This is a genomic window from Paenarthrobacter nitroguajacolicus (genome assembly GCF_029952445.1).
Classification (GTDB): Bacteria; Actinomycetota; Actinomycetes; order Actinomycetales; family Micrococcaceae; genus Arthrobacter; species Arthrobacter nitroguajacolicus_B.
This window is the reverse complement of the sequence record NZ_JAQPPK010000021.1, coordinates 47,745-73,067: the sequence shown is the minus strand read 5'-3', so window position 1 is coordinate 73,067 and position 25,323 is coordinate 47,745. Positions and strand designations below refer to the sequence as shown.

Genomic DNA, 25,323 nt, shown 5'->3' with positions numbered 1-25,323 from the left:
AACCCCATGAACGGCTCAAACAACCCCAGCGATCCCGCAACCGTTTGAGCCCAAATTGAAGAACTAAAACAAGCCCTCGCCGACCTGCACGCCTTCAAAGTCGAAACCCAAAAAGTCATCGGGCCGCAGGGGTGGGTCGATACGGGCGCTCGAAACATGGGCTGCAGAACACCTGACGGGCAAAGACGGCGTGAACTACATTGTCTTGAGCCAAACCATGGAAAACCTCGACTTGGAGCCATCAGTCAACGTCGTCAAAACGTTCTGGGAATCCAAGGGCTTTACCGCCCGCACGGAAACGAACCCCCTGGACCCAGGTCTCATCCGCCTCTACGCCGATGAGAACGGCGGACACCTTGTCTCCTTCACCGCCAACATCAAAGGCTTCGGTCTGGAGATGGGCAGCGCCTGCGTCGTCGGAGACCTCAGTGCAATCTACGAAGAGCTGGACAGACAGGATGCAAGCGCCACTCCCGCTCCGACAAGCAAGTAGTGGGACGGTAGCGGCGCCTCCTTGCCCACTCCGGGGTTTGTTCGTCGCACTCGCCGCTCACAGGGAGATCTCAGCGAACAGGGGCGGGCCTGATGCGCCGCACCGCAACCATGGCGCCGTGCGGGCGGACTCCGGGATCCCTCCGCGAGTGCGTGCTGGCCACCGCAAAACCAGCACCCTGGAATCGGGCGGACATCTCCTCCACAGGCCAGAAGTAGGCGGGTGCCACGGCGTGCGGGAATTCCTCCACGGCGTCGCCTTCGAAAAAGCCCAGGAGCAGGCTGCCTCCCGGTTCGAGGCATCGGGCGAATTCGGCAAGGACGTTGCCCAGATCCTGGGGTGGCGTATGGATCACCGAGTACCAGGCGAGTATCCCGGCGAGTGATTGGTTGGCTGCTGGTAGCTCCTCGAGGCGTCCCAGCGTGAATGGGATCTCCGGATGGCGCTCCCGGGCCGTTGCGATGAATTCCGGAACCTGGTCAACGCCCTCAACCTCGGTGCCCAGCGAGCGGAGGTAGCCGGCCCACTGCCCTGGCCCGCAGCCGGCGTCGATGACTTTTCCACTGAGTCGAGAGGCCCATTCCTGAACCAGCGAGCGATCGTCTGCGTGCGTGCTGTCGATGGAGCCGAAGAGTCGGGTGTATTCCGCGGATCGCGCCGAGTAGGCGGCTCCGACGTTCGGCTGTGACATGCCACCAGCCTATGCGTGCCGTCTTGGCACGGGCTTTCACGCACGCCGATCCATCGCGCATGTCCGGAGCCGCAGAGAAAGAAATCTCTTGACTCGCCACCAATACACCTACAGCATGGTTTCTATAACGTTGTAAATCGACTCGTACACCCCGGAACAACCCAGCAGACAAGGACCCACGCTTTGGGAGACCAGAACAACACCGCCAAGATCACCATCGACGCCGCGTTCGTCACCGGACCCGTCCGGAGGAAGACCTTCGGGGCTTTCGTTGAGCACCTGGGCCGCTGCGTCTACACGGGCATCTTCGAGCCGGAGCACCCCAAGGCTGACGAGGACGGATTCCGCACGGACGTCCTGGAGCTCACCAAGGAACTGGGTGTCTCCACAGTCCGCTACCCGGGCGGTAACTTCGTGTCGGGCTACCGCTGGGAGGATGGCGTTGGCCCCAAGGAAAACCGCCCCACCCGCCTGGATCTCGCGTGGCACTCCAGCGACCCCAACCTGGTGGGCGTGGACGAGTTCGCCAAATGGTCGGAGAAGGCCGGAGCCGAACCGATGATGGCCGTGAACCTGGGAACCAGGGGAACGCAGGAAGCCCTGGACCTGCTGGAGTACTCCACCATCAAGGGCGGCACCGCACTTTCCGAGCAGCGCAAGGCCAACGGGGCCGTTGAGCCGCACAACATCACCATGTGGTGCCTGGGAAACGAAATGGACGGGTTCTGGCAGATTGGCCACAAAACGGCCACCGAATACGCCCGCGTGGCCGCCGAAACTGCACGGGCCATGCGCATGGTGAATCCGGACCTGGAGCTGGTTGCCTGCGGAAGTTCCGGCCCGGACATGCCTACCTTCGGCGAGTGGGAGCGAGTGGTCCTCAATGAGACGTACGAACTGGTTGACCTGATCTCCGCGCACCAGTACTTCGAGGACTTCGGTAACCTGCAGGAACACCTGTCCGCCGGGCACCGGATGGAAGCGTTCATCAAGGACATCGTCTCGCACATCGACCACGTGAAGTCGGCCACCAAGTCCAAGAAACAGGTCAACATTTCGTTCGATGAGTGGAACGTCTGGCACATGACCCGCGACGAGTCCAAGGCCCCCACCGGCGATGACTGGCCGGTTGCGCCGGTACTCCTTGAGGACCGCTACACGGTGGCCGACGCCGTGGTGGTGGGAGATCTCCTGATCACCCTGCTGCGCAATACCGACCGCGTCCATTCAGCGAGCCTTGCCCAGCTGGTCAACGTGATCGCACCGATCATGACCGAGCCCGGCGGCCGTGCCTGGAAGCAGACAACCTTCCACCCGTTCGCACTCACCTCAGAGCACGCCTCGGGCGAGGTCCTGAACGTGGCCGTCGAGTCGCCCGCGCTCAGCAGCGAGAAGACAGCCGGATTCAGCGCCTTGTCAGCAGTGGCCACGTATGACGCCGTCGCCAACGAGGCCGTGGTGTTCGCCGTGAACCGGTCGGCAACTGACGCGCTGACCCTGCAGGCCGCTGTCGGAGGCTTGAACGCAAGCGGCGTGATCGAAGCGGTGACCTACACGAACAAGGACCCGTATTGGCAGGCGACGGCCGACGATTCGACGTCGGTCCTGCCGTCCGAAAACGTCAGTGTAAAGCTCGACGGCGGCAGCCTCACCGCCGGGCTTCCGCCCGTGAGCTGGACCATGATCAGGCTTTCCCTGGAGTCCTAGGACACTCCGGGAGCGGCTAGGCGATCTGCTGTGAGCCGTCGTGGAACGTCGGGTACGCGGAGATGGGTGTGACGGTGGCCGTGGGTGCCGGCCTGGGTGATTGCGTTGCGGTCTCCGGGGCCGGCCCGTCAACGGTCACAATTTCCATGGAGTCCATGTCCAGCAGGCGCCGGTTCCCGGCGTGGTCGTTGAGCCAGAAAAGGTCCGTGCCCGCCACGGTCTTGACCACGGTGCCCTGGTGGTACAGCCGGCCGTTGTGCCAGGCCTCGACGTAGTCTCCCTCGCTCAAGGGGTGCGGCTCCTCTTGGCTGCCGGGCATCGCGCCGAATGCCTGGGCCAGAGTGGCCTGTGTCTTCAGCGCCTGAAATAGGTCCCTGTTTGCAATGCTCATGTTGCCCCCTCCGCTGGCTGTGCCGTTTGTTTGGTTCCAGCTTTCCGCAACTATGTTGCGGGCGCGTTGCAGGGGTATGAGCGACGTGTGACAGCTACGGGGAAGCCGGGCCGTCGTCGGGAAGCCCGGGGTTCTCCTGGGCAGGTGTTTCGTCGACGGGAAGCTCGTCCGCATACGGGGCACGTGGTCCGGCCCCGCGGCTGGAGAGCTCGTTGGCGGCCATGGCCAGGAGGTCGCGTTCCAATTCGGGGAGCGAGAGCATGCCTTGCAGGTACGCTTCTACTTCGTACTCGCCCACGGATCCGCCGATGCTGAAGTACCTCAGCCAGAGTGTTCCCGTGGAGATTCCGGCGGATTCAAGAGCCGCCAGCAGCCTTCGGCGTTGTTCGGGTTCGTTGCTATCGAAGCCCATCTTGCAGCCTTATTGCCGGTCTGCCGGAATCCCGGCAATGAGCTCTTCACTGACCTGTTGCAGTGCCGTGCCAGTGTTCCGCGACTGCAGCAGGAGCCGTTGCAGGGCCTCTTCATGGGTAATCTTGTGGCGCTCCATCAGAACTCCACACGCGCGGTTCACCAGGTCCCTGCCGTATAAGGCCGTCTGCAGGCCTTCGCTGATCCGTTGTGGTGTCTCCGAGCTTTGGATGTGGGAGAGCAGGGTAGCTGCCGGGGAAGCGAAGAGTTCCATGAGGGACACGGTGCCGGAGTCGAAAACTGATGGCCTGGAAGCGTAGACCTTGATGGCACCGATGCTGTGCCCGCTGGCGATAAGCGGTGCGCTGACCACCGACCTTACGGGCAGGGCCACCACCGCTGCGGTCCACTCCGGCCAGCGCGACTCAGTGTGCGCATCTTCCACAAGAACCGGTTCTTCGGACGCCCAGGCAGTGAGGCATGGACCTTGACCCAACTCATACTGGAGCTGGTCCGACTCTTCAACGATGCCGTCGGTTGATCCCGTGCTGGTTGCCCGGCCTTGTGGATCGAAGATGGAAACACCCGCGCCGATCGCGCCCGGAACTGAATCCTTGATGGCCTGCGAGAGGCTCTGAACCGCGTGGTCCACCTTTTCTTCCGTGAGGAGAAGGCCCAGGATCCTGCCGATGGCGCCGGAGAGTTCGTCCAGGGGAAGGTGCTTCTTCGTCATGGTCTTCTTCCCGGCCGTTCATGTGGGCCCACCGACATCTGCGTTCTGCCAATCTCTCCGCGTTGCACTTTCAAGCCTAGTGCTTTTGCGGCACCCGAATCGGATTACCGGATGCACTACTCCTCAAATGCGGCCGTGAAATCGCGGTCGCCGGCAACATGGGCGATGACGTGCTCCGCCACTGAACGGAGCTTTATGTTCCGGTGGCTGGATGCGTTCACCAGGATTTGGAACGCGGCACTCCGGCCGCAGCGGTTCTGGGCCATGACAATTCCGACGGCGGTGTCGATCACCGTCCGTGACTCCAGGGCTGCCGTCAGGTTTTCGCGGGCATCCCGCAACTGGGCTATCTTCAGCGCCAGATACAGGGCCTTGGCACCGGTGGCAGTGACTTGCTCTGCAGCGGCAATGTCCGCGGCCGAGAAACCGTGCGTATTGGTCGAGTACAGGTTCACCACGGCTTCGGCGACACCGTTCAGCTCCAAGGGCAACGCCAGGATGGAACCGACATCTGTGCATGCGGCAGCTTTCATATACTCCAGCCATCTCGTTTCATCCCGGACATTCGGTACGTGCGAGATGGTGCGTGTGCGCAAGGCGGTAAGGCAAGGACCGTCCCCGAAACTGTTTTGGATGTCATCGAGCTTCCGCGCCAGCGGATCGCTGTCCGCAACAGCCACCGGCTTCTTCTGCCTGATGACCGTGACGCCGCAGGCAATGGTGTTGCCGTTCCGCGTGAGGCTCTTCGCGGTCAGCTCCACCAGATCCTGAAGGAAGTCGCGCACATCCGCGTTGTGCACCAAGAGGTCCTGCAGATGCACCAGGAAGTCTGCAAGATCCACACGGTCCTCCACCGGATCCTGTCCAGAGAGCCTGTCCGGGCGCTGCGTTTCAGTCATGGTTTCCCTGCTCCCTACCGGCGGCATGGAGGATGTCGCCCGCTATTTCATGAAGCCGCCTATCGCTGTTGCGGGAAGCGAGCTGTATAAGTTTGAGGGCCGACTCGCGGTTGCAATGGTTCTGCGCCATCACCAGCGAAATTGCGGCGTCCACTATGGCCCGGGACCTCAGCGCTGCGCGCAGGTGCTCGGGGTAGGGGTCCTCGGCATGCAACCTTAGTGCCAGGCGCAAAATCCGTGAAAGTGATTCCGCATGCCTTTCCACTGATGCCACAGTCTCCGGGGAAAAGGCTCCCAATGTGGTGGAGTAGCAGTTCAGCGCCGATCTTGAGCCGTCGTCGGTCCGGATGGGAACGGCAAGGACGGTCCTGATGCCCTCGGTGGCGGTCGCCTGGGCGTAGTGCTGCCACAGGGCATCGGACTGAAGGTCGGCGATCAAAACCGTGCGTTGTTGCCGCAGCGCTGTGAGGCAAGGGCCGTCGTCGAACTGGTATTGCTTTTCATCCAGCAACCGGGCCTCGTCAGTGCTGCTCGCCACCGTGGCGGGGCCATGGTCCCGTTCCACCGTGATGGCACACAGCATAGGGGCGTCTCCGCCAAGGAGGGATGCCGAAATGGTGGTGAGGCCCAGGAGGAATTCCGTGAATCCCGGGCTTTCCAACAACAGATCCTGTAACTGTTCTGCCGTGGGTACTGCATCGTTCTGGGCCATGAAGGCCTCGTTCCCGGAAACGCCGCGTGGAGAGCCGGCTGGCGGCAGCGCCCTCGTATTCGCGCACGGCCCCGATAAGCAACTCCGGATATGCCGCACCCGAAATCTCCTACTTCCCACACTACGCCTGCATGACCCACGATGGACCAGCCCCGCGGATCTGCAACGATGTATACCACCAGCACAAAGGAGCACACTTAATGGCAGTCACCATGAACGACGTCGCGCGCGTTGCCGGAGTCTCCCTGAAGACGGTCTCCAACGTCATCAACAACTACGAATTCATCCGGCCAACCACCCGGCAACGCGTCCTGGATGCCATCGACCAACTCGGGTACGAAACCAACCTCACCGCCCGCAGCCTCCGCTCCGGCAAGACGAGCATGCTCGGCCTGGTTCTGGCGGACCTCTCGGTGCCCTATTACGCCGAACTCGCCTCCGACATCATGAAGGCCGCCTGGGCGCGCGGCTACCGGGTCCTGGTAGAGCAGTCCGGTAACGAAGCCGATCATGAACGCGCCGCCCTGCAGGGCCAGTTCCGCAGCCTCACCGACGGTCTCCTGTTCATTCCGCTCACCCTTGACGCCCAGCAAATCATCGACGCCGCCGGCAAGAAGCCGCTGGTCCTCCTCGGCGAATTCGTGGAAGACCCACGCCTGGACATGGTCCTCATCCGAAACTACGAGGCCGCCGCAGCCGTCACCACGCACCTGCTTGCGGGCGGCCGCCGTCGGATAGCTGTCCTTGGCGCGGACGACGGCGACACAACCGGCAGTGGTGGCCTGCGCCTTAGCGGATACAAGGCTGCGCTCGCTGACGCCGGCGTCCAGTACGACCCCGCACTGGTGATGCGATGCGAGTGGAGGCGTGATGGGGGAGCCGAGGCCGTGGCCCGGCTGCTGGACAGCGGCGCAGAGTTTGACGCCGTGTTCGGGCTCAACGATGCCCTGGCCCTGGGTGCCCTCCACGAACTTCTGGTCCGGGGCAAGCAGGTGCCAGAGGAGGTGGCCGTCGCCGGTTTCGACGATATTGAAGAGGCCCGGTTCGCGTCGCCGTCGCTGACAACTGTGGCGCCGGGGCGTGCGGAAATCGCGGAGCGCGCCGTCGAACTCCTGATCGAGCGGATCGAAAGCAACATGGCCGTTCCCAAGGTGCGGCAGCTGGAAGCGGCGTTCGAGCTGCGCGTCAGGCAGTCGGCGCCCTGAACGTTGGTATCCGGGGAGTTAGTGTTTTAGGAATGAACGTGATCCCAGCCGACATCCGTACTCCCGCCGTCATGATCGACGTCGACATCCTTGACCGCAACATCCAGCGGATGGCTGCCAGCATGCAGGACAGGGGACTTGGCCTCCGTCCGCACGTCAAGACGCACAAGACGTTGGAGATTGCCCGCAGGCAGTTGGCCGCCGGTGCTGTGGGGATCACCGTTGCCACGATTGGCGAAGCCGAGGTCTTCGCAGCCGATGGCGTGAAGGACATCTTCATTGCCTACCCTCTGTGGGTTGAAGCCGATCACGCGGCGCGACTTCGCGCTTTGACCGCCACGTGCCGCCTGGCCGTTGGTGTGGATTCCGCGGAAGGTGCGACGGCGATGGGCCGCCAACTGGGGCCGGACGCCGCTTCCGTTGAGGTGCTGATAGAAGTGGACAGCGGCCATCACCGCAGTGGAGTCCTGCCTGACGAGACCGTGGAGGTGGCCAACGCCGCAGCTGCTGCCGGTTTGGGTGTGGCCGGGGTCTTCACGTTCCCGGGCCACAGCTACAAGCCGGGAATGCCGACGGGTGCGGCCGGCAACGAAAACGATGCTTTGGGTCAGGCGGCTGCTGCGCTTGTGTCGGCGGGCTTCGACGTGCGGACCATCAGCGGTGGGTCGACGCCGACGGCCCTGCTTGGCGGGGATACTGCGGCAACGGAGCTGCGTCCAGGCGTCTACGTCTTCGGCGACGCCCAGCAACTGGAACTCGAACGGTGCACGTGGGATGACGTCGCGTTGACCGTGGCGGCAACCGTGGTCAGCCGCCACGAAGCCCGCGGCGGCAACGTCCGGCGGGTCGTGGTGGATGCCGGCAGCAAGATCCTGGGCAGCGACCGCCCGGATTGGGCCACAGGCTATGCCCGGCTTCCCGAGTACCCGGAAGCGAGGGTGACGGCGCTGTCCGAGCACCACGCCACGGTGGTGTGGCCCGAGTCGTCCGAACTGCCGCCATTGGGCACCCGGCTCCGGGTGATCCCCAACCACGTCTGCCTCACCATGAACCTCGTGGACGAGGTAACGGTGGTGCGTAATGGTGTTGTGGTGGAGCAGTGGGCCGTGGCGGCGCGGGGCCGGAACAACTAGCAACTAGCCCGGAGTACCTAGCCCGGAACCGGAACGTTCTCCAGCAACGTGTGGAACTCGCGGTTGTGGTAAACCAGCGGGGCTGAGGCGTCGGAGTTGGCCCGGATGTCCTGGACCGCCGCCGCTAAAAGCACGGAGGAGCCAAGCGGCGCCCGGTGAATGATGTCGCAGCGCAGTGCCCATTGGGCCTCCCGGAGAAGGGGCTCGCCGGTGGGCAGCACCTCCCAGTCCATGTCTTCCGTGAACCGGGGAGCGGCGGGGTTGGCGAAAGCGCGCGCGAGTTCCAGCTGATCAGCACCCACGAGGTGCACCACGATTGACTGCGCCGCGGCAATCACCGAGGCAGAACGACCACCTGTAACGGAAAAGGCGAGTGTTGGCGGATCCACCGCGACGGACGCCACGGAGGACGCCGTGAGCCCTACCGGACCGTCCGGCCCGGCGGCAGTGACGATCGCGACTCCCGCCGGGTGCGCGCGGAACGCGGCCCTGAAGAGTTCGCCGACTGCCGGGGACGGCAGGGGATTGTGCTGGGTCATAGCTATACCTTTGGTGGAACGTGCTTGAACTGACGCTGTTGGGGCGCACCTCAATTGATGCTAGGACCTCAACATATATTGAGGTCAATTCGGGCCCATTCGATCCCCGGCCGAGACAGATCGGAAACGTGGTTGAAACGTCCACTCCTTAAGCTGGTCACATCAGGAACAGCTGTGCCCAGCCCTAAGGAGATGTAGTGCACCTTTTGCCCCGTGAGCAGGAGAAACTCATGATCGTGGTGGCCGCCGACCTCGCACGTCGCCGCCAAGGCCGCGGGCTCAAGTTGAACTACCCCGAAGCTGTGGCCATCATCAGCTACGAGCTCATCGAGGGCGCCCGTGATGGCAGGACCGTGGCGGAACTCATGAGCTACGGAACCACCCTGCTCAGCCGCGAAGACGTGATGGAAGGCGTGCCGGAAATGATCCACGACGTCCAGATCGAGGCCACTTTCCCTGACGGCACCAAGCTCGTCACCGTCCACAACCCCATCCGCTAGGAGCACCCATGATCCCCGGTGAATATAGGCTCCGGCCAGGTTCGATTCCCTGCAACAGCGGGCGGGAGGCGATCGCCGTCGAGGTTGTGAACCGCGGTGACCGGCCCGTGCAGATCGGCTCGCACTACCACTTTGCCGAAGCGAACCGCGCTCTGGAGTTCGACCGCGAAGCCGCGTATGGCCGCCGCCTGGACATCCCGGCCGGCACAGCCGCGCGCTTCGAACCGGGCGACAGGAAGACGGTCCGGTTGATCGCCCTGGTGGGGGCGCGTGAGGTTTACGGCCTCAGCAACGCAGTCAACGGAAAGCTCGACGGCGGTACTGGCCTTGCCGGGGAACCCCGCCCGGGCGTCGCAGCCGAAAGGGACAACCAATGAGCTTCGAGATTTCCCGCAAGCAGTACTCCGAGCTCTACGGACCCACCACCGGTGACGCCATCCGCCTGGCCGACACCGAACTGTTCCTTGAAATCGAGAAGGACTACACGGTTTACGGCGAAGAAGTAGTCTTCGGCGGCGGAAAAGTAATCCGCGACGGCATGGGCCAGAACGGACGCCTCACCCGGGACGAGGACATTCCCGATACCGTCATCACCAACGTGGTGGTCCTGGACTACAGCGGCATTTACAGAGCGGACATCGCCCTGAAAGACGGCCATATCTTCAAGATCGGCAAGGCTGGAAACCCGCAGATCACCGACGGCGTGGACATTGTCATCGGCTCCAGCACCGAGATCATCGCCGGCGAGCGGAAAATCCTCACCGCCGGGGGTATCGATACCCACATCCACTTCATCTCCCCGGAACAGGTGCCCGCGGCGCTGTGCAACGGCATCACCACCATGGTGGGCGGCGGAACCGGTCCTGCCGAAGGCACCAAAGCCACCACCATCACGCCGGGCGCCTGGCATATCTCACGGATGCTTCAGGCCGCCGAGGGGTTGCCCGTGAACATCGGCCTGTTCGGGAAAGGCCACGCGTCCGCCGTCGAGCCCCTTGCCGAGCAGATCCGCGCAGGCGCGGTAGGGCTGAAGGTCCACGAGGACTGGGGTTCCACCACGTCCTCGATCGATATGTCCCTCCGCGTCGCTGACGAATACGACGTCCAAGTAGCGATCCACACCGACACCCTCAACGAATGCGGCTTCGTGGAAGACACCATCCGGGCGATCGACGGGCGCGTCATCCACACCTTCCACACCGAAGGCGCCGGCGGTGGCCACGCCCCGGACATCATCAAAATCGCCGGACTGCCCAACGTCCTCCCAGCCTCCACCAACCCCACGCTGCCCTACACAAAGAACACCCTCGAAGAGCACCTGGACATGCTCATGGTGTGCCACCACCTCAACCCGGACATCCCCGAGGACGTGGCCTTCGCCGATTCCCGCATCAGGGCCGAAACCATCGCCGCCGAAGACGTCCTGCACGACCTCGGTATCTTCGCGATCACGTCATCGGACTCCCAGGCAATGGGCCGTGTGGGTGAAGTGGTAACCCGGACGTGGCAGGTTGCCGACGCCATGAAACGTCAGCGCGGAGTGCTCTCCGATCCGTCCGGGACCGTCCATGGTTCCGCGGACTCAGACAACTTCCGCCTCAAACGCTACGTGGCCAAATACACCATCAACCCGGCCATCGCGCAGGGCATGGCAGACGTGATCGGCTCCGTGGAAGAGGGCAAATTCGCCGACCTTGTGCTTTGGGACCCGGCGTTCTTCGGTGTGAAGCCCGAACTCGTTATCAAGGGCGGGCAGATCGCCTACGCACTCATGGGCGACTCCAACGCCTCCATCCCCACGCCACAACCACGCACCATACGGCCCATGTTCGCCACCTACGGCAAGGCACTTCAGCAGACGTCCATCACGTTCCTGTCCAAAGCCGCCATCGACGCCGGAGTGCCCGCCGAGCTGGGCTTGGAACGCATCATCAAACCCGTCACCGGCATCCGCAACCTCACCAAAGCGGACCTGAAATACAACGGCGAAACCCCGGACATCGCCGTCGACCCCGAAACCTACAAGGTGACGGTCGACGGCGAAGAAGTCACCTCCCAGCCCTCCGACGTCCTGCCCATGGCACAGCGCTACTTCCTCTTCTAGGAGCCTCATGATCGTTGAAAAAATCCTGGGCAACCTGCACGAACTGCCCGACACCTACACCGGCCACCACAAAGAGAAGGTAGTGCTCCCAAGCTCGTTGCTGGTCAAACGCATCCAGCGCGTCACCACGGACCACGGCAAGGAACTTGGCATCCGCCTGCCCAGTGGCTCAGGCGACCTCCGCGACGGCGACATCCTCGCCGCCGACGACCACAACGTCATCATCATCTCCGTGCTGCCCACCGACGTCCTGGTCATTGCGGCGCGGAGCATCCACGAAATGGGCGTCGTGGCGCACTCGCTCGGCAACCGACACCTGCAGGCACAGTTCTTTGATGCCTCGTCCGAGTATGGGGCCGAGGTCATGGTGTGCCAGTACGACCACACGGTCGAGGACTATCTGAAGAGCGTTGGCGTCCCCTACGACAGGCAAGAGCGGGTCATGCCGGTGCCTTTCCGCCATGCTGAGCATTCGCACTAAAGTGATGCGCCGCGTCAGGTTGGGAGCGCGCGCTTGCGCTTCGCTGGGAAGGGGGCCGTGCCCGCTTCGCGATGCCCGCCACGCCGCGGCCCCCTTCCCAGCTCCGCTCCAGCCCGCAGTCCGCACCTCCGGCGGTGGCACGTGAGTGCGACGTATCAGCTGGCTCTTCAGCAGTTGACCGACTCGGCTTTGCCTACGGGGGCGTTTGCTCATTCTTTGGGGTTTGAGGGCTATATCGAGCGTGGGCTTGTTGGGGATGAGGGGTCGTTTGGGGTTTGGCTTTCCGCTTTTTTGGGGCAGCAGCTGACTTACTCGGATGGACTTGCTATCCGCTTTCTTTATGAGGGGGCGGATGTGGGTTTGTTGGATTCTGTTCTTTCTTCGCAGTTGTTGGCTCGGGAGGTTCGGGAGGCCTCTTTGAAGATGGGTGGGCGTTTGCTCGAGATCGGCGGGGAAGTGTTTCCGTCGGGGGAGTTGGATGCTTATCGGGAGCTGGTACGGGAGGGGAGTGCGCAGGGGCATCAGCCCTTGGCTTTTGGTGTCATTGCGCGGTCCTTGGGGGTTCCCTTTGAGGCTGCCCTGTCCGCTTATCTCTTCGCGACCGTTACTTCGCTGACGCAGAACGCCGTACGCGCCATCCCGCTGGGGCAGAACGCAGGGCAGCGGGTACTTCGCCAGGCGCACGACGCCGTTGCTGCCGCCGTCCAGGATGTAGCACGGCTGTGCTGGGAAGACTTCGGGGCGGTCAGTCCCGGACTGGAAATTTCACAAATGCGGCACGAACGGCAACGCGCCCGAATGTTCATGAGCTAACTCAGGAGGACACATGACTGAACCCATCAAAATCGGCATCGGTGGACCCGTAGGAGCTGGAAAGACCCAGCTCGTGGAGCGGATCACCCGACACATGAGCGGCGACATCTCCATGGCCGCCGTCACCAACGACATCTACACCATCGAAGACGCAAAAATCCTCGCAGCCAACGGAATCCTGCCCGAGGACCGGATCATCGGCGTCGAAACCGGCGGCTGCCCGCACACCGCCATCCGCGAAGACACGTCTATGAACACCGCGGCCATTGAAGAACTCAAGCAACGCCACCCGGACCTGCAAGTGATCTTCGTCGAATCCGGCGGCGACAACCTCTCAGCCACGTTCAGCCCCGAACTGGTGGATTTCTCCATTTACATCATCGACGTCGCCCAAGGCGAGAAGATCCCCCGCAAAGCCGGCCAAGGCATGATCAAGTCCGACCTCTTCATCATCAACAAGACCGACCTCGCCCCGCATGTCGGAGCCGACCTGTCCATCATGGAGCGGGACTCCAAGGAATTCCGCGGTGATAAGCCGTTCTGCTTTACCAACCTCAAGACGGACGAGGGGTTGGAAGACGTCCTCAACTGGATCCGGCGGGATGTCCTGATGCTCGACTTGGCCTCGTGAGTCTGGTTGCGACGGCGGCTTCGCCGGATTTTGGGCCGTGCCCGCTTCGCGATGCCCGCCACGCCGCGGCCCAAAAATCCGGCTCAGCCGCCTCGGCGGTCCAGTCGCCCAGGGGCGAACTCCGGCTGCGCATCGCCGAGCGTGGAGGGCGGTCTGTTGCTTCGCGGCAGTTTCATGAGGGGGCTCTGCGGGTTTTGCGGCCGCATTACTTGGATCAGAGCGGGCAGGTTTGTTATGTCATGGTCAATCCTGGCGGGGCGTATTTGGGGGCGGACTTGTTCCTCATTGACGTGGAGGTTGAGGCGGGGGCTGAGCTGTTGTTGACTACGCAGTCGGCTACCAAGGTGTACCGGACGCCGGGGTCGTTTGCTGAGCAGCGAATGAGTGTGAGGTTGGGGGAGGGCTCCAGGCTGGAGTTGCTGCCCGACCAATTGATTGCTTATCGGGAGGCCAGTTATCGGCAGAATTCGCGGATAAGTCTCCACCCGACGTCGAGCTTTGTCATGGCTGAAGTCATCACGCCAGGGTGGTCGCCGGACGGCGGGGAGTTCAAGTACGAAGAAGTGAGATTGCGGAACGAAATCTGGATCGAGGACGGAAACAGTGCGAAGCTGCTGGCGCTCGATAATCTCCTGATCCGTCCTCCCGTCAACGATGTGACAGGCCTGGGGTTCATGGAGGGGTCCAGCCATTTGGGCTCTCTGGTGGTGGTGGATCCGCGCGTGGAGCAAGGGCTGGCCGACCAGTTGCATGAGGTGACCCGCGGATTTGGGGCCTACACCGGAGTTTCCTTGACCGCGACTATTGCAGGAACTACCGGGCTTGTGCTGCGATCGTTGTCGAACAGCACCGAGGAACTCAACACGCTGCTCGGCGCCTGCACCAGCTTCCTGCGCGAACGCTGGTACGGGCAGGAGCCCCTGAACCTGAGGAAATACTGATGACTGCGCTGACGGAGTTCGCCGCCATGTACCGCGAGCGGGACGCACTGTCCTTCCGGACGCGCCTGCTGTTCACTTTCGGTGCCGTCGCCGCTTTGCATGTTGCCGGCGTCGCACTTTTGCTTGCCGGAAGCGCCGGTGGTGCCCAGCCGCTGGCGCTCGGGCTGGTGGTCACCGCGTACGTGGCGGGCATCAAGCACAGCTACGACTGGGACCACATCGCAGCGATCGACAACTCCACGCGCAAGTTCGTTGCCCAGCGAAAGGACCCGGTGAGCGTCGGGTTCGCATTCAGCCTGGGGCACAGCTCGGTGGTAATTCTTGCGGGGCTCCTGGTGGTGGCCGGGGCTACGCTGATCGGGCAGTTCATGGAGGAGGGAACCACCGGCAACACGGTCCTCGGCCTGATCGGCGGCGGCGTGTCCGGGCTGTTCCTGCTGGCGATGGGCCTGTTCAATGGCTCCGCGTTCATCCGCGCCATGCAGGTGTACCGGAAGGTGCAGGGCGGCGGTGAGCTGCGGCCCGAAGACCTTGAAGCCAAGGGCTTTGTTGCCCGGTTGCTGGCCAAGCCGCTGTCAAAGGTGGAGCGGCCACGGAACATCTACGTGATCGGCTTCCTCTTCGGGCTGGGATTCGATACCGCCACCACCATCGGGCTGCTGCTCATCACCACGACGGCGTCACTCGCCGGAGTTTCGCCCCTCGCCCTGATGGCGCTCCCGCTGGCCTTCACCGCGGCAATGACCCTGTGCGACTCGATCAATGGGGTTGCCATGATGAAGATGTACAAGTCCGCCATTCACAATCCCCGGCGGAAGCTGGGTTTTAACGCCGTGATCACCGGGATCTCGGCTGTTTCGGCGCTCTTCATCTCTTTGATCACGCTGGGTGGCTTCTCCAACGCCGCTTTTGGGCTGCACGATCCGCTGACAACGTGGCTGGGCGAAGTCGACCTGGGCGACGCCGGCTTGATCCTGGTGGCCCTGTTTGTGACCGTGTGGTCCGGGTCTGTCTGGCGCGGACGCGTCGCACGCCACGCGGCCTAGGCGGGCCAACGCAAAATATTTCCCACTTACTGTAACCAGTGGGCCCGAGCCGGAAACTATACAAGTATCCTGCAGGTCCGGGTTCTAAGTTTCAGGGGGAAAATCGTGCTTTCCGAGCGCGAATTGGCGTTCATCGCCATTCACAAAGACAGCTATCCATCCGTATTCAAATTTGTCCGCCGACGCGTGGAATCAGCGGAGATGGCCGAGGAAATTGCGGCGGACGTCTTCCGGGTCGTCTGGCAAAAGTGGTCCGACGATGCCCGTCCGGAGCTCGCCTATTTGTTGACAGTTGCGCGCAATTTGGTGGGCAATGCCTACCGTAGCCGCGACCGGCAGCAGGCACTGCAGGAAAAGCTCCGCACGACGGCGGTGGAACGCTTCGGCGATACCTCCGAAAACGCCGCGGTACAGGATGCCATGGATCGCCTTCGGGCGCAGGACCGCGACATTCTGCAGCTGGCCTATTGGGACGGCTTGGGCACTACCGACATCGCGGGAGTGCTGCAATGCAGCGAATCCGCGGCAAAAGTCCGCCTCCACCGGGCACGGACTGCCTTCCGGAAACTGATGCCTGCCGGGGCCGAATCGACAACACAGAAGATGGGGGTCTGAAGACAATGGATCCGATCAAGAACCAAATTTCAGCCATTGACCCGCTGGCGAACGAGTCAGCGGAGATCAATTCCGAAGAAGCGCTGGCGCGCATGCTCACCGGACCGCGGGTGTTCAGCGACAACAACCCAGCTGCTGGCGTTGTGTCGCTGGAGGATCGCCGGCGCCGCAAGGCCCGGATCGCGGGCGGACTGTTGCTCGGTGCTGCGGCGGTCACGGCGGGCGTACTTGTTGCGGCCAATTTCGGACCGCTGACGGCTGCTCCCGCACCGGCGGTGACGGTCGCCACCACGGAAGCGACTCCGACACCGAGCGCATCGGCGACTCCGACGCCTACCGCGACGCCCTCTGCAACGCCGTCGGCCACCCCGGAACCTACGGTGCCTGTCAGCACTCCGTCCGAGGCTCCCACAGCTCCGGCGGTTGCACCGACAACGGCTCCAACACAGCCGCCCGTGGCGAACCCACAAAAGTTCACCTTCCCCGACGGGCACCTCTCCTTCACTCTTCCGGTTGGTTGGACGGCTTTCACGGAGCAGGGACCCTATCTGTCCGAGGAAACGAAGGCTGCGTCCCAAGGAGCCACCATCCTGGACGCTACGGGCACCAAGGTGGCTGTGGTGAACAGCGGTTTCTACGGAGACGGCACCGCGGGAGAGGTAACCCGGACTGTCCACGACCGGGCTGTGGTCCCAGGGCTTACCGATATCTCCGGCAACCCCGTGGAGTTTGGTTTCGCGGCCGACCAGTCCAGGTATGTTCCCTACGAAGCGCCCGCGGGCAGTGCCAAAGTCCTGGGTGACGCGTACTACTTCATGGACGTTCGCCTTGCCTCGGAGCTGAAGTCCGGGGAGACGACCTCGGGAACCAACCAGATCAGGATGCCCAACGGAGTCATGAACGCCTACGTGGTGTTCGATTACGAAAAACAGCCGATCTTCGCCACCCCGGAAGCAGCCAAGGCTTGGATGGGCAGCACGCAGTATGCCCAGCTGAAGGGCCTGTTGCTAAGCCTTCGGTATCAGTAGTGCAGGAATATCCTGCTTCGTGACAAGAAAGTGACAAAGTTGTTAATTGCATGACTTTCTTGTAGATAGATCGCCTTAGCTCAGGTAGCCTGAACTCAACTCCCAGGATGTGCTGGACATCCAGCGGACCGGGAGCAGCGTGAACCTGGGCTCAGTGAACCTGAAGCAGAACTTCGCCAAGAGCCGGAAGACCGTGGTCTTCAACGCAACCATGACAGCCAGTGCGGAGACAGTGGCTGGGGTGCCACGAAGTGTGGTCACGGTGGTGTTGGGCAGTGCCGCCAGCGGAGGATCCGGAGTCCGTACAGCCGGGGCGGCGGCAAGCATGGTCTGGACCCCGACCGCCGCCGTCACCTCGCTTACCGGCGCGGCCTGCTCCCTGGCCCCGGTCACGGAGCCGGGCGCGCTGGACAGGGACTTTTAGGGCTGGACTTCCATCGCTGTGCCCTTGCATGTGTCAAAGTGAAAACGCTGTGCAACTGTCCATAACGAAGCTCGCGCGGCTTACATAGGGTTGAAGAGATCTGCTTCACAAAGTTCCCGAATACCCCAAGGATGAGTTTCAAAGATGAAGAGCATCGCCCTCCTGCGCGAACGAGCCACCCGCGTTATGCCCACCGGTTCCCACTGCCCGGCGTCGGGTCTGTGGAGCCCGGAGTCCCAACCGGACGCCGTCCAGGTTTTCGCTGAGGGTCACGTTCTTCCGGCCTACGACGGAGTCCCGACTCTCTGGAGGCGGCGGACTTCCGCTGAAGTTTCGGCATGACCAACTCCATCCTGAACAGGCCTGCCGACTACCGCCACGTTCCCGCCAGCGCCTGGGCCGAACTCAGCACCGGCGATCCTGTGTGGATTTACGACGTCGCGTGGGGCGCCGGCAAGGGCCGCGTGGACGATGTCTCCAAGCACCAGGAACTGCTCTGGGTAATCCTTGAACCGACCGGCCGCAAACTCATTTGCGGCACGGACGACGTCGAGGTCTGGGCCGCCTGAAAAGCTCGCCGAGATGGCAAATAATGACAATTTCTGAGCGGATGATTGTCATTAAGTGCCATCTCGGCGTCAGTTAACCGGCCGGAAGCAACATGCTGGGTGAGCCTGTTTCAACGCGGGCTACAGGACCGTCCGGAAGCCCCGTTTCCCGGTCCAGCCTGAAGCTTACGACGTCGTCCGAGCCTTCGTTGGCGACGTACAGCCAGCCCTCGCGGACCAAGTGGTGGCGTGGCCAGTCACCGCCGCAGGGAACCTCGCCGGTGGGCTCAACCCCAGTGCCATCGCCCGAAACCTGCAGCACGCAGATCCGGTTGGTCCCACGTACGCCCACATAGGCGAAGCGGCCATCAGGCGACAACGCGATCTCAGCGCCGGCGTCTCCGTCCTTGGCTCCGGTGGCGCTCGCTGGAACCACGGACTTCAGCTCGTACGTACCATCTGGTTCCATCCTTATGGTGGCTACTTCCACCGAGTACTCCGTGTCCACGAAGACCGTGCCGCTATGGTGTCGTGCCATGTGCCGCGGCCCTGAGCCCATGGGCAGGATGACCTGGTGGTCCGGCTGCAGCCCCTCGCCAGGTACGTACTGCCATACGCGGACCAGGTCGTGTCCGAGATCCGTGGTCATCACCCTGCCGTCAGGAAGCATCAGGCTTGAATGCGCCCGGCTGGGCCGCTCCCCGTCAGGGGACGTCGCAGTGTGGGGGTCGACGGCGGCTGCCGCACTGGCGCGCGAGGTGATGGCGCCGTCGTCGTCCAGACCGTACAGAATAACCTGGCCGTCGCCCCAACACGTGGCCACGATGAAGCGGCCCTGCGGATCGGCGGCGACGTGACAGGTTGCCTCGCCGGCAGGCCAGGGTTCGCCGAAGGCCTCGAGTTTGGCCTCGCCCGTCCGGCGATAAGCGCGTACGGTCTTGCCTTCCTCGGCGACGGCGTACACCACCGGCAACGTCGGGTGCAGTGCAAGGAACGACGGCGAGTTGGCGGCAATGGCCAGGCCGACGGATGTCAGTTGCCCCTCTCCGTCTGCCGAGAGCGCGGTGATGCCCTTGCCGTGACCGTTCCTGTCTGCCGTGTAGGAACCGGCCCAGATCAGCGTTTCATGTTCCATGTCAGTGCCCCTGAACGTCCGAGTCGACGCCCGCGTCCGGTCCGGCGTCGAGCGTTTGCAGTTTGCTGAGGTCGTCCTGGTCCAGTTCGAAGTCGAAGACGTCCAGGTTCTCCCTCATTCGCTGGGGATTGGCGGTTTTGGGGATGGCGACGAGCCCCTGCTGGACGTGCCAGCGGAGTACGACCTGGCCCGGAGTCTTTCCGTACTTATCGCCAACGGAGGCCAAAACCGGGGCGTTCAACAAGTCACTGCTGGCACCCAACGGGCTGTAGGACTCCGTGATGATGCCATGCCGTTCGTTGTAAGCCCGCGCGGCAGGGCGGGGAATCGAAGGACTGACCTGGATCTGGTTCACCGCCGGCACTACGTTGGTCTCCTGGAACAACTGGTCCAAGTGCGCCGGTTTGAAATTGGACACTCCGATCGAGCGGACTTTGCCCGAAGCCTGGAGCTCCTCAAACGTTTTCCAGGTGGAAACGAATTCGCCGCGGCGGGGGAGGGGCCAGTGGATGAGGAGCAGGTCCACGTATTCCAGTCCCAAGCGCTCCAGTGAGCCCTCCAGGCCGTCCACCGCCTTGCCGGAACCCTGGAATGCACCGTCCAGCTTGGTGGTGATGAACAGCTCTGCGCGGTTCACCCCGCAAGACCGGATCCCATTGCCCACGCCCTTTTCATTGCCATACTTCACGGCAGTATCGATGTGCCTGTAGCCGCAAGAAACAGCTTCCACCACGGCGTCGGCGACCTCGGCGTCATTCAGCGGCCACGTGCCAAGGCCAAGTTGTGGGATCTTATGGTGATCGTTGAGTTCGATAAGTGGGGCAAGTTCCATGGGCTGCTCTCCTCCGGGTTTCTACGTTTCTACGCTGGCCGCTTGGTGCTTGGCAACAACTATCGCCGGCTCCAATCAAAGAGCCTGTCGCTTAGCTCCATGTAGTCCTCGCCCACCACCTGCAATTCGGGGTGCTGATCGTGCCACTCAACAATTTCCCTGGCCCCATCCGCGAACGGGATTGTTGCCCGGTAATCGGGAACCAGCGCCTTGATCTTGGAGTTGTCGAACACCACGGAGTGCGAGCGGTCGCCCAACAGGTTGGGGCCGAGCTCCGGGCTGTGGGCGGCGATGGTGTCGGAGGAAACATGGAACAGTTCCGGTTCATCCACTCCCGCTGCGCGTGCGAACAAGCGGTAGATCTGGTTCCAGGGCAGGAACTCGTCCGAGGTTATGGTGTAGCTCTCGCCCACCGCCTGTGGCCGGCCCAGAAGCCCCACAAAAGCCTTGGCGAAATCACGGCTGTGCGTCAGCGTCCAAAGAGAGGTCCCGTCGCCGTGGACCATCACAGGCATGCCCGCGCGCATCCTGTGGATGTCCGTCCACCCGCCCACCATGGCGATCTTGGTCCGGTCATAGGTGTGCGAAGGCCGCACCACGGTCAGCGGGAAATCCACATCACGGTAAGCCTCGAACAGTAATTCCTCGCACGCGATCTTGTCCTGCGAGTACTTCCAGAACGGGTTCTTCAGCGGTGTGGACTCGCGGATAGGCAGCGTGGTGGGCGGCTTTTGGTACGCCGAAGCGGAACTGATGAAAACGTACTGACCGGTCCGGCCACGGAACAAATCCAAGCTGGCCCGAGCATGATCCGGCGTGAACGAGATGAAGTCCGCAACGGCGTCGTACTCCCTTCCCTGAAGGACCTCGCGCACGGCGTACGGGTTCCTGACGTCCGCATGGAGCACCTCCGCGCCGTCGGGAACCGGCCGACCGGCCGACCGTCCCCTGTTGAGGATGGTCAGCCGGTGGCCCAGTGCGACGACGCGTTCAGCCGCCGCCGCACTGATGACCCCGGTCCCGCCGATAAACAGGATGTTCCGCGGCGATACGGTGTCCGCTTGGGGTAAGAGACTGCTCACCAGGCGTAGTCTTCGGGAGCCGGCCGGTGCCCCGGGAAGATATCGTCCAGACGCTTCAGGGCGTCCTCATTCAGGGAAACGTCCAGTGCGCGGATGGCTGCGTCCAGCTGCTCCTGCGTACGCGGACCAACAATCGGCGCGGTCACGGCGGGCTGATGCAAAAGCCAGGCTAATGCCACGTCGCCGGGCTTTTGGCCCAGTTCGTCAGCGAAATCCTCGTACTGTCGAATCTGGTCTTCGTGCTTCTTGAGGGTCTCAAGCGCCCGGCCTTCCGTGCGCCGTACGCCCTGCTCCTCCTTCTTGAGAACGCCACCCAACAAGCCGCCCTGCAGTGGCGACCACGGGATCAGGCCAAGGCCGTACTGTTGCGCTGCCGGGATCACCTCAAGCTCCAGTTCCCGCTTGAAGAGGTTGTAGATGGACTGCTCGCTCACCAGGCCCGTGTAGTTCCGCCGGCGCGCGGCTTCCTGTGCCTGGGCTATGTGCCAACCCGCAAAGTTGCTGCTGCCCGAGTAGAGGATCTTGCCCTGCTGGACGGCTACCTCGATGGCCTGCCAGATCTCGTCCCACGGAGTATCCCGGTCGATGTGGTGGAACTGGTAAATGTCGATGTAATCCGTCTGCAGCCGCTTCAGGCTCGCGTCCAGCGCCCGGCGGATGTTCAGGGCGGACAACTTGGATTCGTTGGGCCGGTCCGTCATGGTGCCGTAGAGCTTGGTGGCAAGCACGGTCCGTTCGCGGCGCTCGCCGCCCTTGGCGAACCAGCGGCCGATGATTTCCTCGGTCCAGCCTCGGTGCTCCACCCCGCCGTAGACGTTGGCGGTGTCGAAGAAGTTGATACCGGAGTCCAACGCCGAATCCATGATCGAATGGGCGGTTGCCTCGTCCGTTTGAGGGCCGAAGTTCATGGTTCCAAGGCAGAGGCGCGAGACTTTCAGGCCGGAACGGCCCAGGTGGGTGTACTGCATGTCTGTTGGTCCTTTGTGTTTGTTGGTCTTAGAACTGGGTGAAAGCGGCGACGGCGGGATCGGAACCGATGCGGGCGCCCGCTTCCAAGGCGGTGACGGCCGCGAGTTCGGATTCGGTGAGGGTGAGATCGGCCGCGCCGAAGTTCTCCCGCATCCTGGTGGAGTCCGCGGACTTGGGGATCACTATGGTGCCCTGGGCGAGGTGCCAAGCCAGGATCACCTGTGCAGGGGTAGTGCCGTGGGCCGCGGCGATGAGCGCAACCTGCTCTGCGTTCAAGTCCCGGCCCTGACCCAGTGGGCTGTATGCCTCAACAGCGATGCCAAGATCGCGGCATTTATTGGCCAGTTCACCCTGCTGGTACGTGGGGTGGAGCTCGATCTGGTTCACGGCAGGCACTACCTCGGCTTCCCGCAGCAAGGTGTCCACATGATCCGAAAGGAAGTTGGAAATGCCGATGGCCCGGATCTGCTTGTCCTGATAGAGCTTTTCCATCTCCTTCCAGGCCTGCGTAAAGAGCCCCTGCGACGGGACGGGCCAGTGGATCAGGTAAAGGTCCACGACCTCCAGGTCCAAGGCATCCCTGCTCCGCTGGAAGGCATCGTAGGCCTCTCCTTGCTCGCCGTTGCGAAGCTTGGTGGTGACGAAAATTTCTTCCCGGGGAATGCCCGAGGCGTTGATGGCGGCACCAACCCCGGCTTCGTTCCGGTAGGCGGCTGCGGTGTCGATGTGGCGGTACCCGGCTTCGAGGGCATCCTCCACCACCTTCTGCGTTTCGTCGGCAGGCACTTGGAAGACACCAAATCCCAGCTGCGGGATGGTGACGCCGTTGTTCAGTGTCAGCTCTGGCATGACGGTCTCCTTCGACGGGATGGTTATGGCCGTGGCACTCCGGCTTCGTGGCTGCAACCGCCGGGCGGTTTTCAGAAAGCGTTTTCGGAGGCTCTGTGATGAGCCTATTCAGTTTTTGCGGCAGAGTCAGCAGTAGAGCCTGATCCTGTTTTTCCTAGGTCTGGTAGTCCTACCCACAACGGTGGCCTTTCACACACCGCGACCGGCAGAATGGATGGATGGGTCAAAGCGCCGAGTTCGGTAAATTCCTCAAAGTCATGCGTGCCCGCCTCCAGCCTGAGGACGCCGGGGCACTGGAGTCCAGTGGTTCGCGCAGAGTGCCCGGGCTTCGCCGTGAAGAGGTGGCCCGGCTCTCCGGTGTGAGCACGGACTATTACACCCGCCTCGAACAGGGCCGAAACATCCACCCTTCCAGGGCGGTCCTTGACGCAGTTGCCCGCGCCCTGAGGCTGGATGCGGGGGAGCAGGCACACATGATGGACCTGCTGGAGCATTGTGCGAGTTCTGCCGGCAACCCAGGACCCGTCCAAAAGGTCCGACCAGCCTTGCAGCAGTTGCTTGATGCCGTGGGTGACGTTCCAGCCATGGTCCTTGGCCGGCGTGCGGATGTCCTGGCGGGAAACCGGATGGCACATTTGCTCTTCACCGATTTCACCCTTTTGCCGGCCGCGGAGCGCAACCTCACGCGGTGGCTCATCCTGGATCCTGCGGCAGGAGCGTTGTTCCGCGACTGGAAAACTGTTGCCGCTGAGGCCGTGGGTGCGCTGCGCATGGACGTAGGCCGGCACCCGAACGACCCCGAGACAAACCAGCTGGTGGGCGAACTCGCCGTCCACAGCGAGCACTTCCGCCAGTGGTGGGCCGGGCACAGGGTCGCCACCCGCGCCGCGGGCGCCGTCAGGCTGCACCACCCAGTGGTGGGGGACCTCGAACTGAACTTCGAGACGCTGGGTCTCCCGGACGACGCCGACCAGCACCTAAGGATCTATTCCGCCAAGGCCGGTTCGCCGTCGTCGGACGCGTTGACGCTGCTGAACTTTGGTGACCTGGGCACCCAAGCCGAGGTCCCCGAACCCGAACCCGCCCGCCGGGATGACAGTTAATGCCAATGTTCGCGCGGAACATTGGCATTAACTGGTAACTCGCGGAGTTGGAGTCAGCGCTCCAGGCGGAAACCGAGCTTGATGGTGACCTGCCAGTCGGCTACCGCGCCGTCCTCGAGGTGGCCGCGGATTTCCTTGACCTCAAACCAGTCGAGATTCCGCAGGGTTTGCGATGCGGTGGCGATGCCGTTCTTGATGGCGTCGTCAACGCCCTCTGTGGAAGTTCCTACAATTTCGGAAACGCTATACGTGTGGCCAGCCATGGTGCTCCTCATCAACGTCTTACGAATCTTTGGAAAAGAAAATCTGACCCGCAGGGCAGGCCGTCCATGCAGACTAGCCCACGGAACTCCGCGCGGCCAGAGGTCCCGCGGCTTAGCTTTCGCGCCAGTCGTTGCTGGTGATGTGCGAGCCCGCCTGGGGTCCCATCTGCAGCATTCCGCCGTCCACCGGCCAGGACGCGCCATTGACGTAGCTCGACGCCGGGGACGCCAGGAAAGCGATCACGGCGGCGATCTCCCGCGCATCACCGGGGCGGCCCAGCGGCACGCCGGGCCTGTCCTTGGTAGTGGGGTCCTCGTCTTCCTGGCCGGTCATCGGGGTGGCGATCTCGCCCGGAGCCACGTTGTTCGCGGTGATGCCGTGCTCCGCAAGCTCCAAAGCCATGGTCTTGATGAGCCCGCCAAGTCCGTGCTTGGAAGCGTCGTAAGCCGAGGCACCGACCCGCGGCTGGAATTCGTGGACGCTCGTGACGGCGATGATCCGGCCACCGCGCCCGGCCTTCACCATCCGCCTCGCAGCCGTTTGCATAGCCACGAAAGCGCCGTTGAGGTTGGTGTCCAGGGTGGACATCCAGGTTTCGTAGTCGAGGTCCAGGAACTTGGTGCCGTCACCGGTTCCGGAGTTGTTTACGAAGACATCCACGCCGCCGAGTTCTTCGGCGAGCTCGTCCACTGCCGCGGACGTGCCCCGGACATCGGTAGTGTCCAGTTGGTGGACCACCGCCTTGCGACCCAGGCCGCGGACCTCCTCGGCAGTCTCCTCGGCGCCCTTCTGGTCCGAGTGCCAGGTGATTCCCACATCCATCCCGGCTTTGGCCAGGGCCACCGCCGTGGCCCGTCCGATCCCTGAATCCGAGCCTGTGACGATGGCGGTCTGCGGGGCAAATGGTGCGTCGCTCATGGTCCTGCCTTTCAGTGATGTGAGGGTTTCGATGTTTTATCCCTACCCCCTGGCAGCGGCGGTAAACACTCCGGCACAAAAGGGTCATCCCGGGCGGTGGCTATGGAGTGTAGATTTCTTGGAGCA

At 62.9% G+C, this 25,323-nt stretch carries 32 protein-coding genes; 18 read left to right on the top strand and 14 right to left on the bottom strand.

The window, feature by feature from the left end; all coding sequences use genetic code 11:
* The first annotated feature begins 190 nt into the window (after positions 1–190).
* Positions 191–493, top strand: coding sequence for a hypothetical protein (locus PJL15_RS15870; protein ID WP_281452109.1), 303 nt, complete (start codon positions 191–193; stop codon positions 491–493).
* Positions 494–563: 70 nt separating this feature from the next.
* On the opposite strand, the gene PJL15_RS15865 is transcribed toward PJL15_RS15870, so the two are convergent.
* Positions 564–1,184, bottom strand: coding sequence for a class I SAM-dependent methyltransferase (locus PJL15_RS15865; protein WP_281452108.1), 621 nt, complete (start codon positions 1,182–1,184; stop codon positions 564–566).
* A 183-nt stretch (positions 1,185–1,367) separates the two neighbouring features.
* Here PJL15_RS15865 and PJL15_RS15860 point away from each other — a divergent pair, with 183 nt between their 5' ends.
* Positions 1,368–2,891 carry an alpha-N-arabinofuranosidase gene (locus PJL15_RS15860; RefSeq protein WP_281452107.1) on the top strand — a complete coding sequence of 508 codons (1,524 nt, stop codon included), beginning with the start codon at positions 1,368–1,370 and terminating at the stop codon, positions 2,889–2,891.
* A 16-nt stretch (positions 2,892–2,907) separates the two neighbouring features.
* Here the strand turns inward: PJL15_RS15860 and PJL15_RS15855 are convergent, their stop codons facing one another.
* The 5 genes from PJL15_RS15855 to PJL15_RS15835 form a co-directional block, all read right to left on the bottom strand.
* Entirely contained in the window at positions 2,908–3,282 is a 375-nt protein-coding gene (locus PJL15_RS15855) for a hypothetical protein (RefSeq protein WP_281452106.1), read from the bottom strand.
* A 94-nt stretch (positions 3,283–3,376) separates the two neighbouring features.
* The gene (locus PJL15_RS15850) at positions 3,377–3,694 is read right to left on the bottom strand and encodes a hypothetical protein (RefSeq protein ID WP_281452105.1); all 318 of its coding nucleotides are present in this window, start codon (positions 3,692–3,694) and stop codon (positions 3,377–3,379) included.
* Between the two features lie 9 nt (positions 3,695–3,703).
* Positions 3,704–4,426, bottom strand: coding sequence for a GAF domain-containing protein (locus tag PJL15_RS15845; protein WP_281452104.1), 723 nt, complete (start codon positions 4,424–4,426; stop codon positions 3,704–3,706).
* A gap of 116 nt (positions 4,427–4,542) precedes the next feature.
* The gene (locus PJL15_RS15840) at positions 4,543–5,325 is read right to left on the bottom strand and encodes a GAF and ANTAR domain-containing protein (protein ID WP_281452103.1); all 783 of its coding nucleotides are present in this window, start codon (positions 5,323–5,325) and stop codon (positions 4,543–4,545) included.
* A complete protein-coding gene (locus PJL15_RS15835; protein WP_281452102.1) occupies positions 5,318–6,037 on the bottom strand; it encodes a GAF and ANTAR domain-containing protein in 720 nt (239 codons plus the stop codon). The genes PJL15_RS15840 and PJL15_RS15835 overlap by 8 nt, the downstream gene beginning before the upstream one ends.
* Positions 6,038–6,237: 200 nt before the next feature.
* On the opposite strand from PJL15_RS15835, the gene PJL15_RS15830 reads away from it, so the two are divergent.
* Positions 6,238–7,242 (top strand): LacI family DNA-binding transcriptional regulator, encoded by a 1,005-nt coding sequence (locus tag PJL15_RS15830; protein ID WP_281452101.1) that lies wholly within the window; start codon positions 6,238–6,240, stop codon positions 7,240–7,242.
* Between the two features lie 32 nt (positions 7,243–7,274).
* Positions 7,275–8,375: a D-TA family PLP-dependent enzyme gene (locus PJL15_RS15825; RefSeq protein WP_281452100.1), complete on the top strand. Its 1,101-nt coding sequence runs from the start codon at positions 7,275–7,277 to the stop codon at positions 8,373–8,375.
* A gap of 17 nt (positions 8,376–8,392) precedes the next feature.
* Here PJL15_RS15825 and PJL15_RS15820 read toward each other — a convergent pair whose 3' ends face one another.
* Positions 8,393–8,914: a flavin reductase family protein gene (locus tag PJL15_RS15820; RefSeq protein ID WP_281452099.1), complete on the bottom strand. Its 522-nt coding sequence runs from the start codon at positions 8,912–8,914 to the stop codon at positions 8,393–8,395.
* 197 nt (positions 8,915–9,111) lie between these two features.
* Here PJL15_RS15820 and PJL15_RS15815 point away from each other — a divergent pair, with 197 nt between their 5' ends.
* The 13 genes from PJL15_RS15815 to PJL15_RS15755 all read left to right on the top strand — a co-directional run bounded on the left by PJL15_RS15815 (position 9,112) and on the right by PJL15_RS15755 (position 18,066).
* On the top strand, positions 9,112–9,414 hold the full coding sequence (locus PJL15_RS15815; RefSeq protein WP_281452098.1) for an urease subunit gamma: 303 nt from the start codon (positions 9,112–9,114) through the stop codon (positions 9,412–9,414).
* Positions 9,415–9,422: 8 nt separating this feature from the next.
* Positions 9,423–9,791: an urease subunit beta gene (locus PJL15_RS15810; RefSeq protein ID WP_281452097.1), complete on the top strand. Its 369-nt coding sequence runs from the start codon at positions 9,423–9,425 to the stop codon at positions 9,789–9,791.
* Complete coding sequence (ureC, locus tag PJL15_RS15805) at positions 9,788–11,518, top strand: urease subunit alpha (RefSeq protein ID WP_281452096.1); 1,731 nt, start codon at positions 9,788–9,790, stop codon at positions 11,516–11,518. Before PJL15_RS15810 ends, ureC begins: the two co-directional genes overlap by 4 nt.
* Before the next feature lie 7 nt (positions 11,519–11,525).
* Positions 11,526–11,999: an urease accessory protein UreE gene (gene ureE / locus PJL15_RS15800; protein ID WP_281452095.1), complete on the top strand. Its 474-nt coding sequence runs from the start codon at positions 11,526–11,528 to the stop codon at positions 11,997–11,999.
* Between the two features lie 141 nt (positions 12,000–12,140).
* Positions 12,141–12,812, top strand: a complete 672-nt coding sequence (locus PJL15_RS15795; protein WP_281452094.1) for an urease accessory protein UreF — start codon at positions 12,141–12,143, stop codon at positions 12,810–12,812.
* A gap of 13 nt (positions 12,813–12,825) precedes the next feature.
* On the top strand, positions 12,826–13,443 hold the full coding sequence (gene ureG, locus PJL15_RS15790; RefSeq protein WP_281452093.1) for an urease accessory protein UreG: 618 nt from the start codon (positions 12,826–12,828) through the stop codon (positions 13,441–13,443).
* 125 nt (positions 13,444–13,568) lie between these two features.
* Positions 13,569–14,384 (top strand): urease accessory protein UreD, encoded by an 816-nt coding sequence (locus tag PJL15_RS15785; protein ID WP_348651493.1) that lies wholly within the window; start codon positions 13,569–13,571, stop codon positions 14,382–14,384.
* Positions 14,384–15,430: a HoxN/HupN/NixA family nickel/cobalt transporter gene (locus PJL15_RS15780; protein ID WP_281452091.1), complete on the top strand. Its 1,047-nt coding sequence runs from the start codon at positions 14,384–14,386 to the stop codon at positions 15,428–15,430. The genes PJL15_RS15785 and PJL15_RS15780 overlap by 1 nt, the downstream gene beginning before the upstream one ends.
* 105 nt (positions 15,431–15,535) lie before the next feature.
* On the top strand, positions 15,536–16,045 hold the full coding sequence (locus tag PJL15_RS15775; protein WP_281452090.1) for an RNA polymerase sigma factor: 510 nt from the start codon (positions 15,536–15,538) through the stop codon (positions 16,043–16,045).
* A gap of 5 nt (positions 16,046–16,050) precedes the next feature.
* The gene (locus PJL15_RS15770; protein WP_281452089.1) at positions 16,051–17,073 is read left to right on the top strand and encodes a hypothetical protein; all 1,023 of its coding nucleotides are present in this window, start codon (positions 16,051–16,053) and stop codon (positions 17,071–17,073) included.
* Between the two features lie 109 nt (positions 17,074–17,182).
* Entirely contained in the window at positions 17,183–17,497 is a 315-nt protein-coding gene (locus tag PJL15_RS15765; RefSeq protein ID WP_281452088.1) for a hypothetical protein, read from the top strand.
* 144 nt (positions 17,498–17,641) lie between these two features.
* Positions 17,642–17,839 (top strand): hypothetical protein, encoded by a 198-nt coding sequence (locus tag PJL15_RS15760; RefSeq protein WP_281452087.1) that lies wholly within the window; start codon positions 17,642–17,644, stop codon positions 17,837–17,839.
* Complete coding sequence (locus PJL15_RS15755) at positions 17,836–18,066, top strand: hypothetical protein (protein WP_281452086.1); 231 nt, start codon at positions 17,836–17,838, stop codon at positions 18,064–18,066. The genes PJL15_RS15760 and PJL15_RS15755 overlap by 4 nt, the downstream gene beginning before the upstream one ends.
* Before the next feature lie 73 nt (positions 18,067–18,139).
* Here PJL15_RS15755 and PJL15_RS15750 read toward each other — a convergent pair whose 3' ends face one another.
* The 5 genes from PJL15_RS15750 to PJL15_RS15730 are packed head-to-tail and all read right to left on the bottom strand — an operon-like array spanning position 18,140 to position 22,912.
* Positions 18,140–19,180 carry a lactonase family protein gene (locus PJL15_RS15750; protein WP_281452085.1) on the bottom strand — a complete coding sequence of 347 codons (1,041 nt, stop codon included), beginning with the start codon at positions 19,178–19,180 and terminating at the stop codon, positions 18,140–18,142.
* A gap of 1 nt (position 19,181) precedes the next feature.
* Positions 19,182–20,012, bottom strand: a complete 831-nt coding sequence (locus PJL15_RS15745; protein ID WP_281452084.1) for an aldo/keto reductase — start codon at positions 20,010–20,012, stop codon at positions 19,182–19,184.
* A gap of 59 nt (positions 20,013–20,071) precedes the next feature.
* Positions 20,072–21,094 carry an NAD-dependent epimerase/dehydratase family protein gene (locus PJL15_RS15740; RefSeq protein WP_281452083.1) on the bottom strand — a complete coding sequence of 341 codons (1,023 nt, stop codon included), beginning with the start codon at positions 21,092–21,094 and terminating at the stop codon, positions 20,072–20,074.
* A complete protein-coding gene (locus PJL15_RS15735) occupies positions 21,091–22,062 on the bottom strand; it encodes an aldo/keto reductase (protein WP_281452082.1) in 972 nt (323 codons plus the stop codon). Before PJL15_RS15735 ends, PJL15_RS15740 begins: the two co-directional genes overlap by 4 nt.
* A gap of 28 nt (positions 22,063–22,090) precedes the next feature.
* Positions 22,091–22,912, bottom strand: coding sequence for an aldo/keto reductase (locus PJL15_RS15730; RefSeq protein ID WP_281452081.1), 822 nt, complete (start codon positions 22,910–22,912; stop codon positions 22,091–22,093).
* Positions 22,913–23,130: 218 nt separating this feature from the next.
* Here PJL15_RS15730 and PJL15_RS15725 point away from each other — a divergent pair, with 218 nt between their 5' ends.
* Positions 23,131–24,015, top strand: a complete 885-nt coding sequence (locus tag PJL15_RS15725; protein WP_281452080.1) for a helix-turn-helix transcriptional regulator — start codon at positions 23,131–23,133, stop codon at positions 24,013–24,015.
* Positions 24,016–24,068: 53 nt separating this feature from the next.
* Here the strand turns inward: PJL15_RS15725 and PJL15_RS15720 are convergent, their stop codons facing one another.
* Both PJL15_RS15720 and PJL15_RS15715 read right to left on the bottom strand, forming a co-directional pair.
* Positions 24,069–24,278, bottom strand: a complete 210-nt coding sequence (locus tag PJL15_RS15720) for a dodecin (protein ID WP_011773002.1) — start codon at positions 24,276–24,278, stop codon at positions 24,069–24,071.
* A gap of 112 nt (positions 24,279–24,390) precedes the next feature.
* Entirely contained in the window at positions 24,391–25,197 is an 807-nt protein-coding gene (locus tag PJL15_RS15715) for an SDR family oxidoreductase (RefSeq protein WP_281452079.1), read from the bottom strand.
* Positions 25,198–25,323: the final 126 nt, after the last annotated feature.

Coding starts and splice junctions, on each gene's coding strand:
- PJL15_RS15760 (WP_281452087.1), top strand. CDS start 17,642: ATGAAGAGCATCGCCCTCCTGCGCGAACGAGCCACCCGCGTTATGCCC.
- PJL15_RS15735 (WP_281452082.1), bottom strand. CDS start 22,062: ATGCAGTACACCCACCTGGGCCGTTCCGGCCTGAAAGTCTCGCGCCTC.
- PJL15_RS15825 (WP_281452100.1), top strand. CDS start 7,275: ATGAACGTGATCCCAGCCGACATCCGTACTCCCGCCGTCATGATCGAC.
- PJL15_RS15830 (WP_281452101.1), top strand. CDS start 6,238: ATGGCAGTCACCATGAACGACGTCGCGCGCGTTGCCGGAGTCTCCCTG.
- PJL15_RS15750 (WP_281452085.1), bottom strand. CDS start 19,180: ATGGAACATGAAACGCTGATCTGGGCCGGTTCCTACACGGCAGACAGG.
- PJL15_RS15855 (WP_281452106.1), bottom strand. CDS start 3,282: ATGAGCATTGCAAACAGGGACCTATTTCAGGCGCTGAAGACACAGGCC.
- PJL15_RS15850 (WP_281452105.1), bottom strand. CDS start 3,694: ATGGGCTTCGATAGCAACGAACCCGAACAACGCCGAAGGCTGCTGGCG.
- PJL15_RS15725 (WP_281452080.1), top strand. CDS start 23,131: ATGGGTCAAAGCGCCGAGTTCGGTAAATTCCTCAAAGTCATGCGTGCC.
- PJL15_RS15865 (WP_281452108.1), bottom strand. CDS start 1,184: ATGTCACAGCCGAACGTCGGAGCCGCCTACTCGGCGCGATCCGCGGAA.
- PJL15_RS15810 (WP_281452097.1), top strand. CDS start 9,423: ATGATCCCCGGTGAATATAGGCTCCGGCCAGGTTCGATTCCCTGCAAC.
- PJL15_RS15780 (WP_281452091.1), top strand. CDS start 14,384: ATGACTGCGCTGACGGAGTTCGCCGCCATGTACCGCGAGCGGGACGCA.
- PJL15_RS15755 (WP_281452086.1), top strand. CDS start 17,836: ATGACCAACTCCATCCTGAACAGGCCTGCCGACTACCGCCACGTTCCC.
- PJL15_RS15730 (WP_281452081.1), bottom strand. CDS start 22,912: ATGCCAGAGCTGACACTGAACAACGGCGTCACCATCCCGCAGCTGGGA.
- PJL15_RS15715 (WP_281452079.1), bottom strand. CDS start 25,197: ATGAGCGACGCACCATTTGCCCCGCAGACCGCCATCGTCACAGGCTCG.
- PJL15_RS15845 (WP_281452104.1), bottom strand. CDS start 4,426: ATGACGAAGAAGCACCTTCCCCTGGACGAACTCTCCGGCGCCATCGGC.
- PJL15_RS15835 (WP_281452102.1), bottom strand. CDS start 6,037: ATGGCCCAGAACGATGCAGTACCCACGGCAGAACAGTTACAGGATCTG.
- ureC (WP_281452096.1), top strand. CDS start 9,788: ATGAGCTTCGAGATTTCCCGCAAGCAGTACTCCGAGCTCTACGGACCC.
- PJL15_RS15745 (WP_281452084.1), bottom strand. CDS start 20,012: ATGGAACTTGCCCCACTTATCGAACTCAACGATCACCATAAGATCCCA.
- PJL15_RS15820 (WP_281452099.1), bottom strand. CDS start 8,914: ATGACCCAGCACAATCCCCTGCCGTCCCCGGCAGTCGGCGAACTCTTC.
- PJL15_RS15840 (WP_281452103.1), bottom strand. CDS start 5,325: ATGACTGAAACGCAGCGCCCGGACAGGCTCTCTGGACAGGATCCGGTG.
- ureG (WP_281452093.1), top strand. CDS start 12,826: ATGACTGAACCCATCAAAATCGGCATCGGTGGACCCGTAGGAGCTGGA.
- PJL15_RS15770 (WP_281452089.1), top strand. CDS start 16,051: ATGGATCCGATCAAGAACCAAATTTCAGCCATTGACCCGCTGGCGAAC.
- PJL15_RS15720 (WP_011773002.1), bottom strand. CDS start 24,278: ATGGCTGGCCACACGTATAGCGTTTCCGAAATTGTAGGAACTTCCACA.
- ureE (WP_281452095.1), top strand. CDS start 11,526: ATGATCGTTGAAAAAATCCTGGGCAACCTGCACGAACTGCCCGACACC.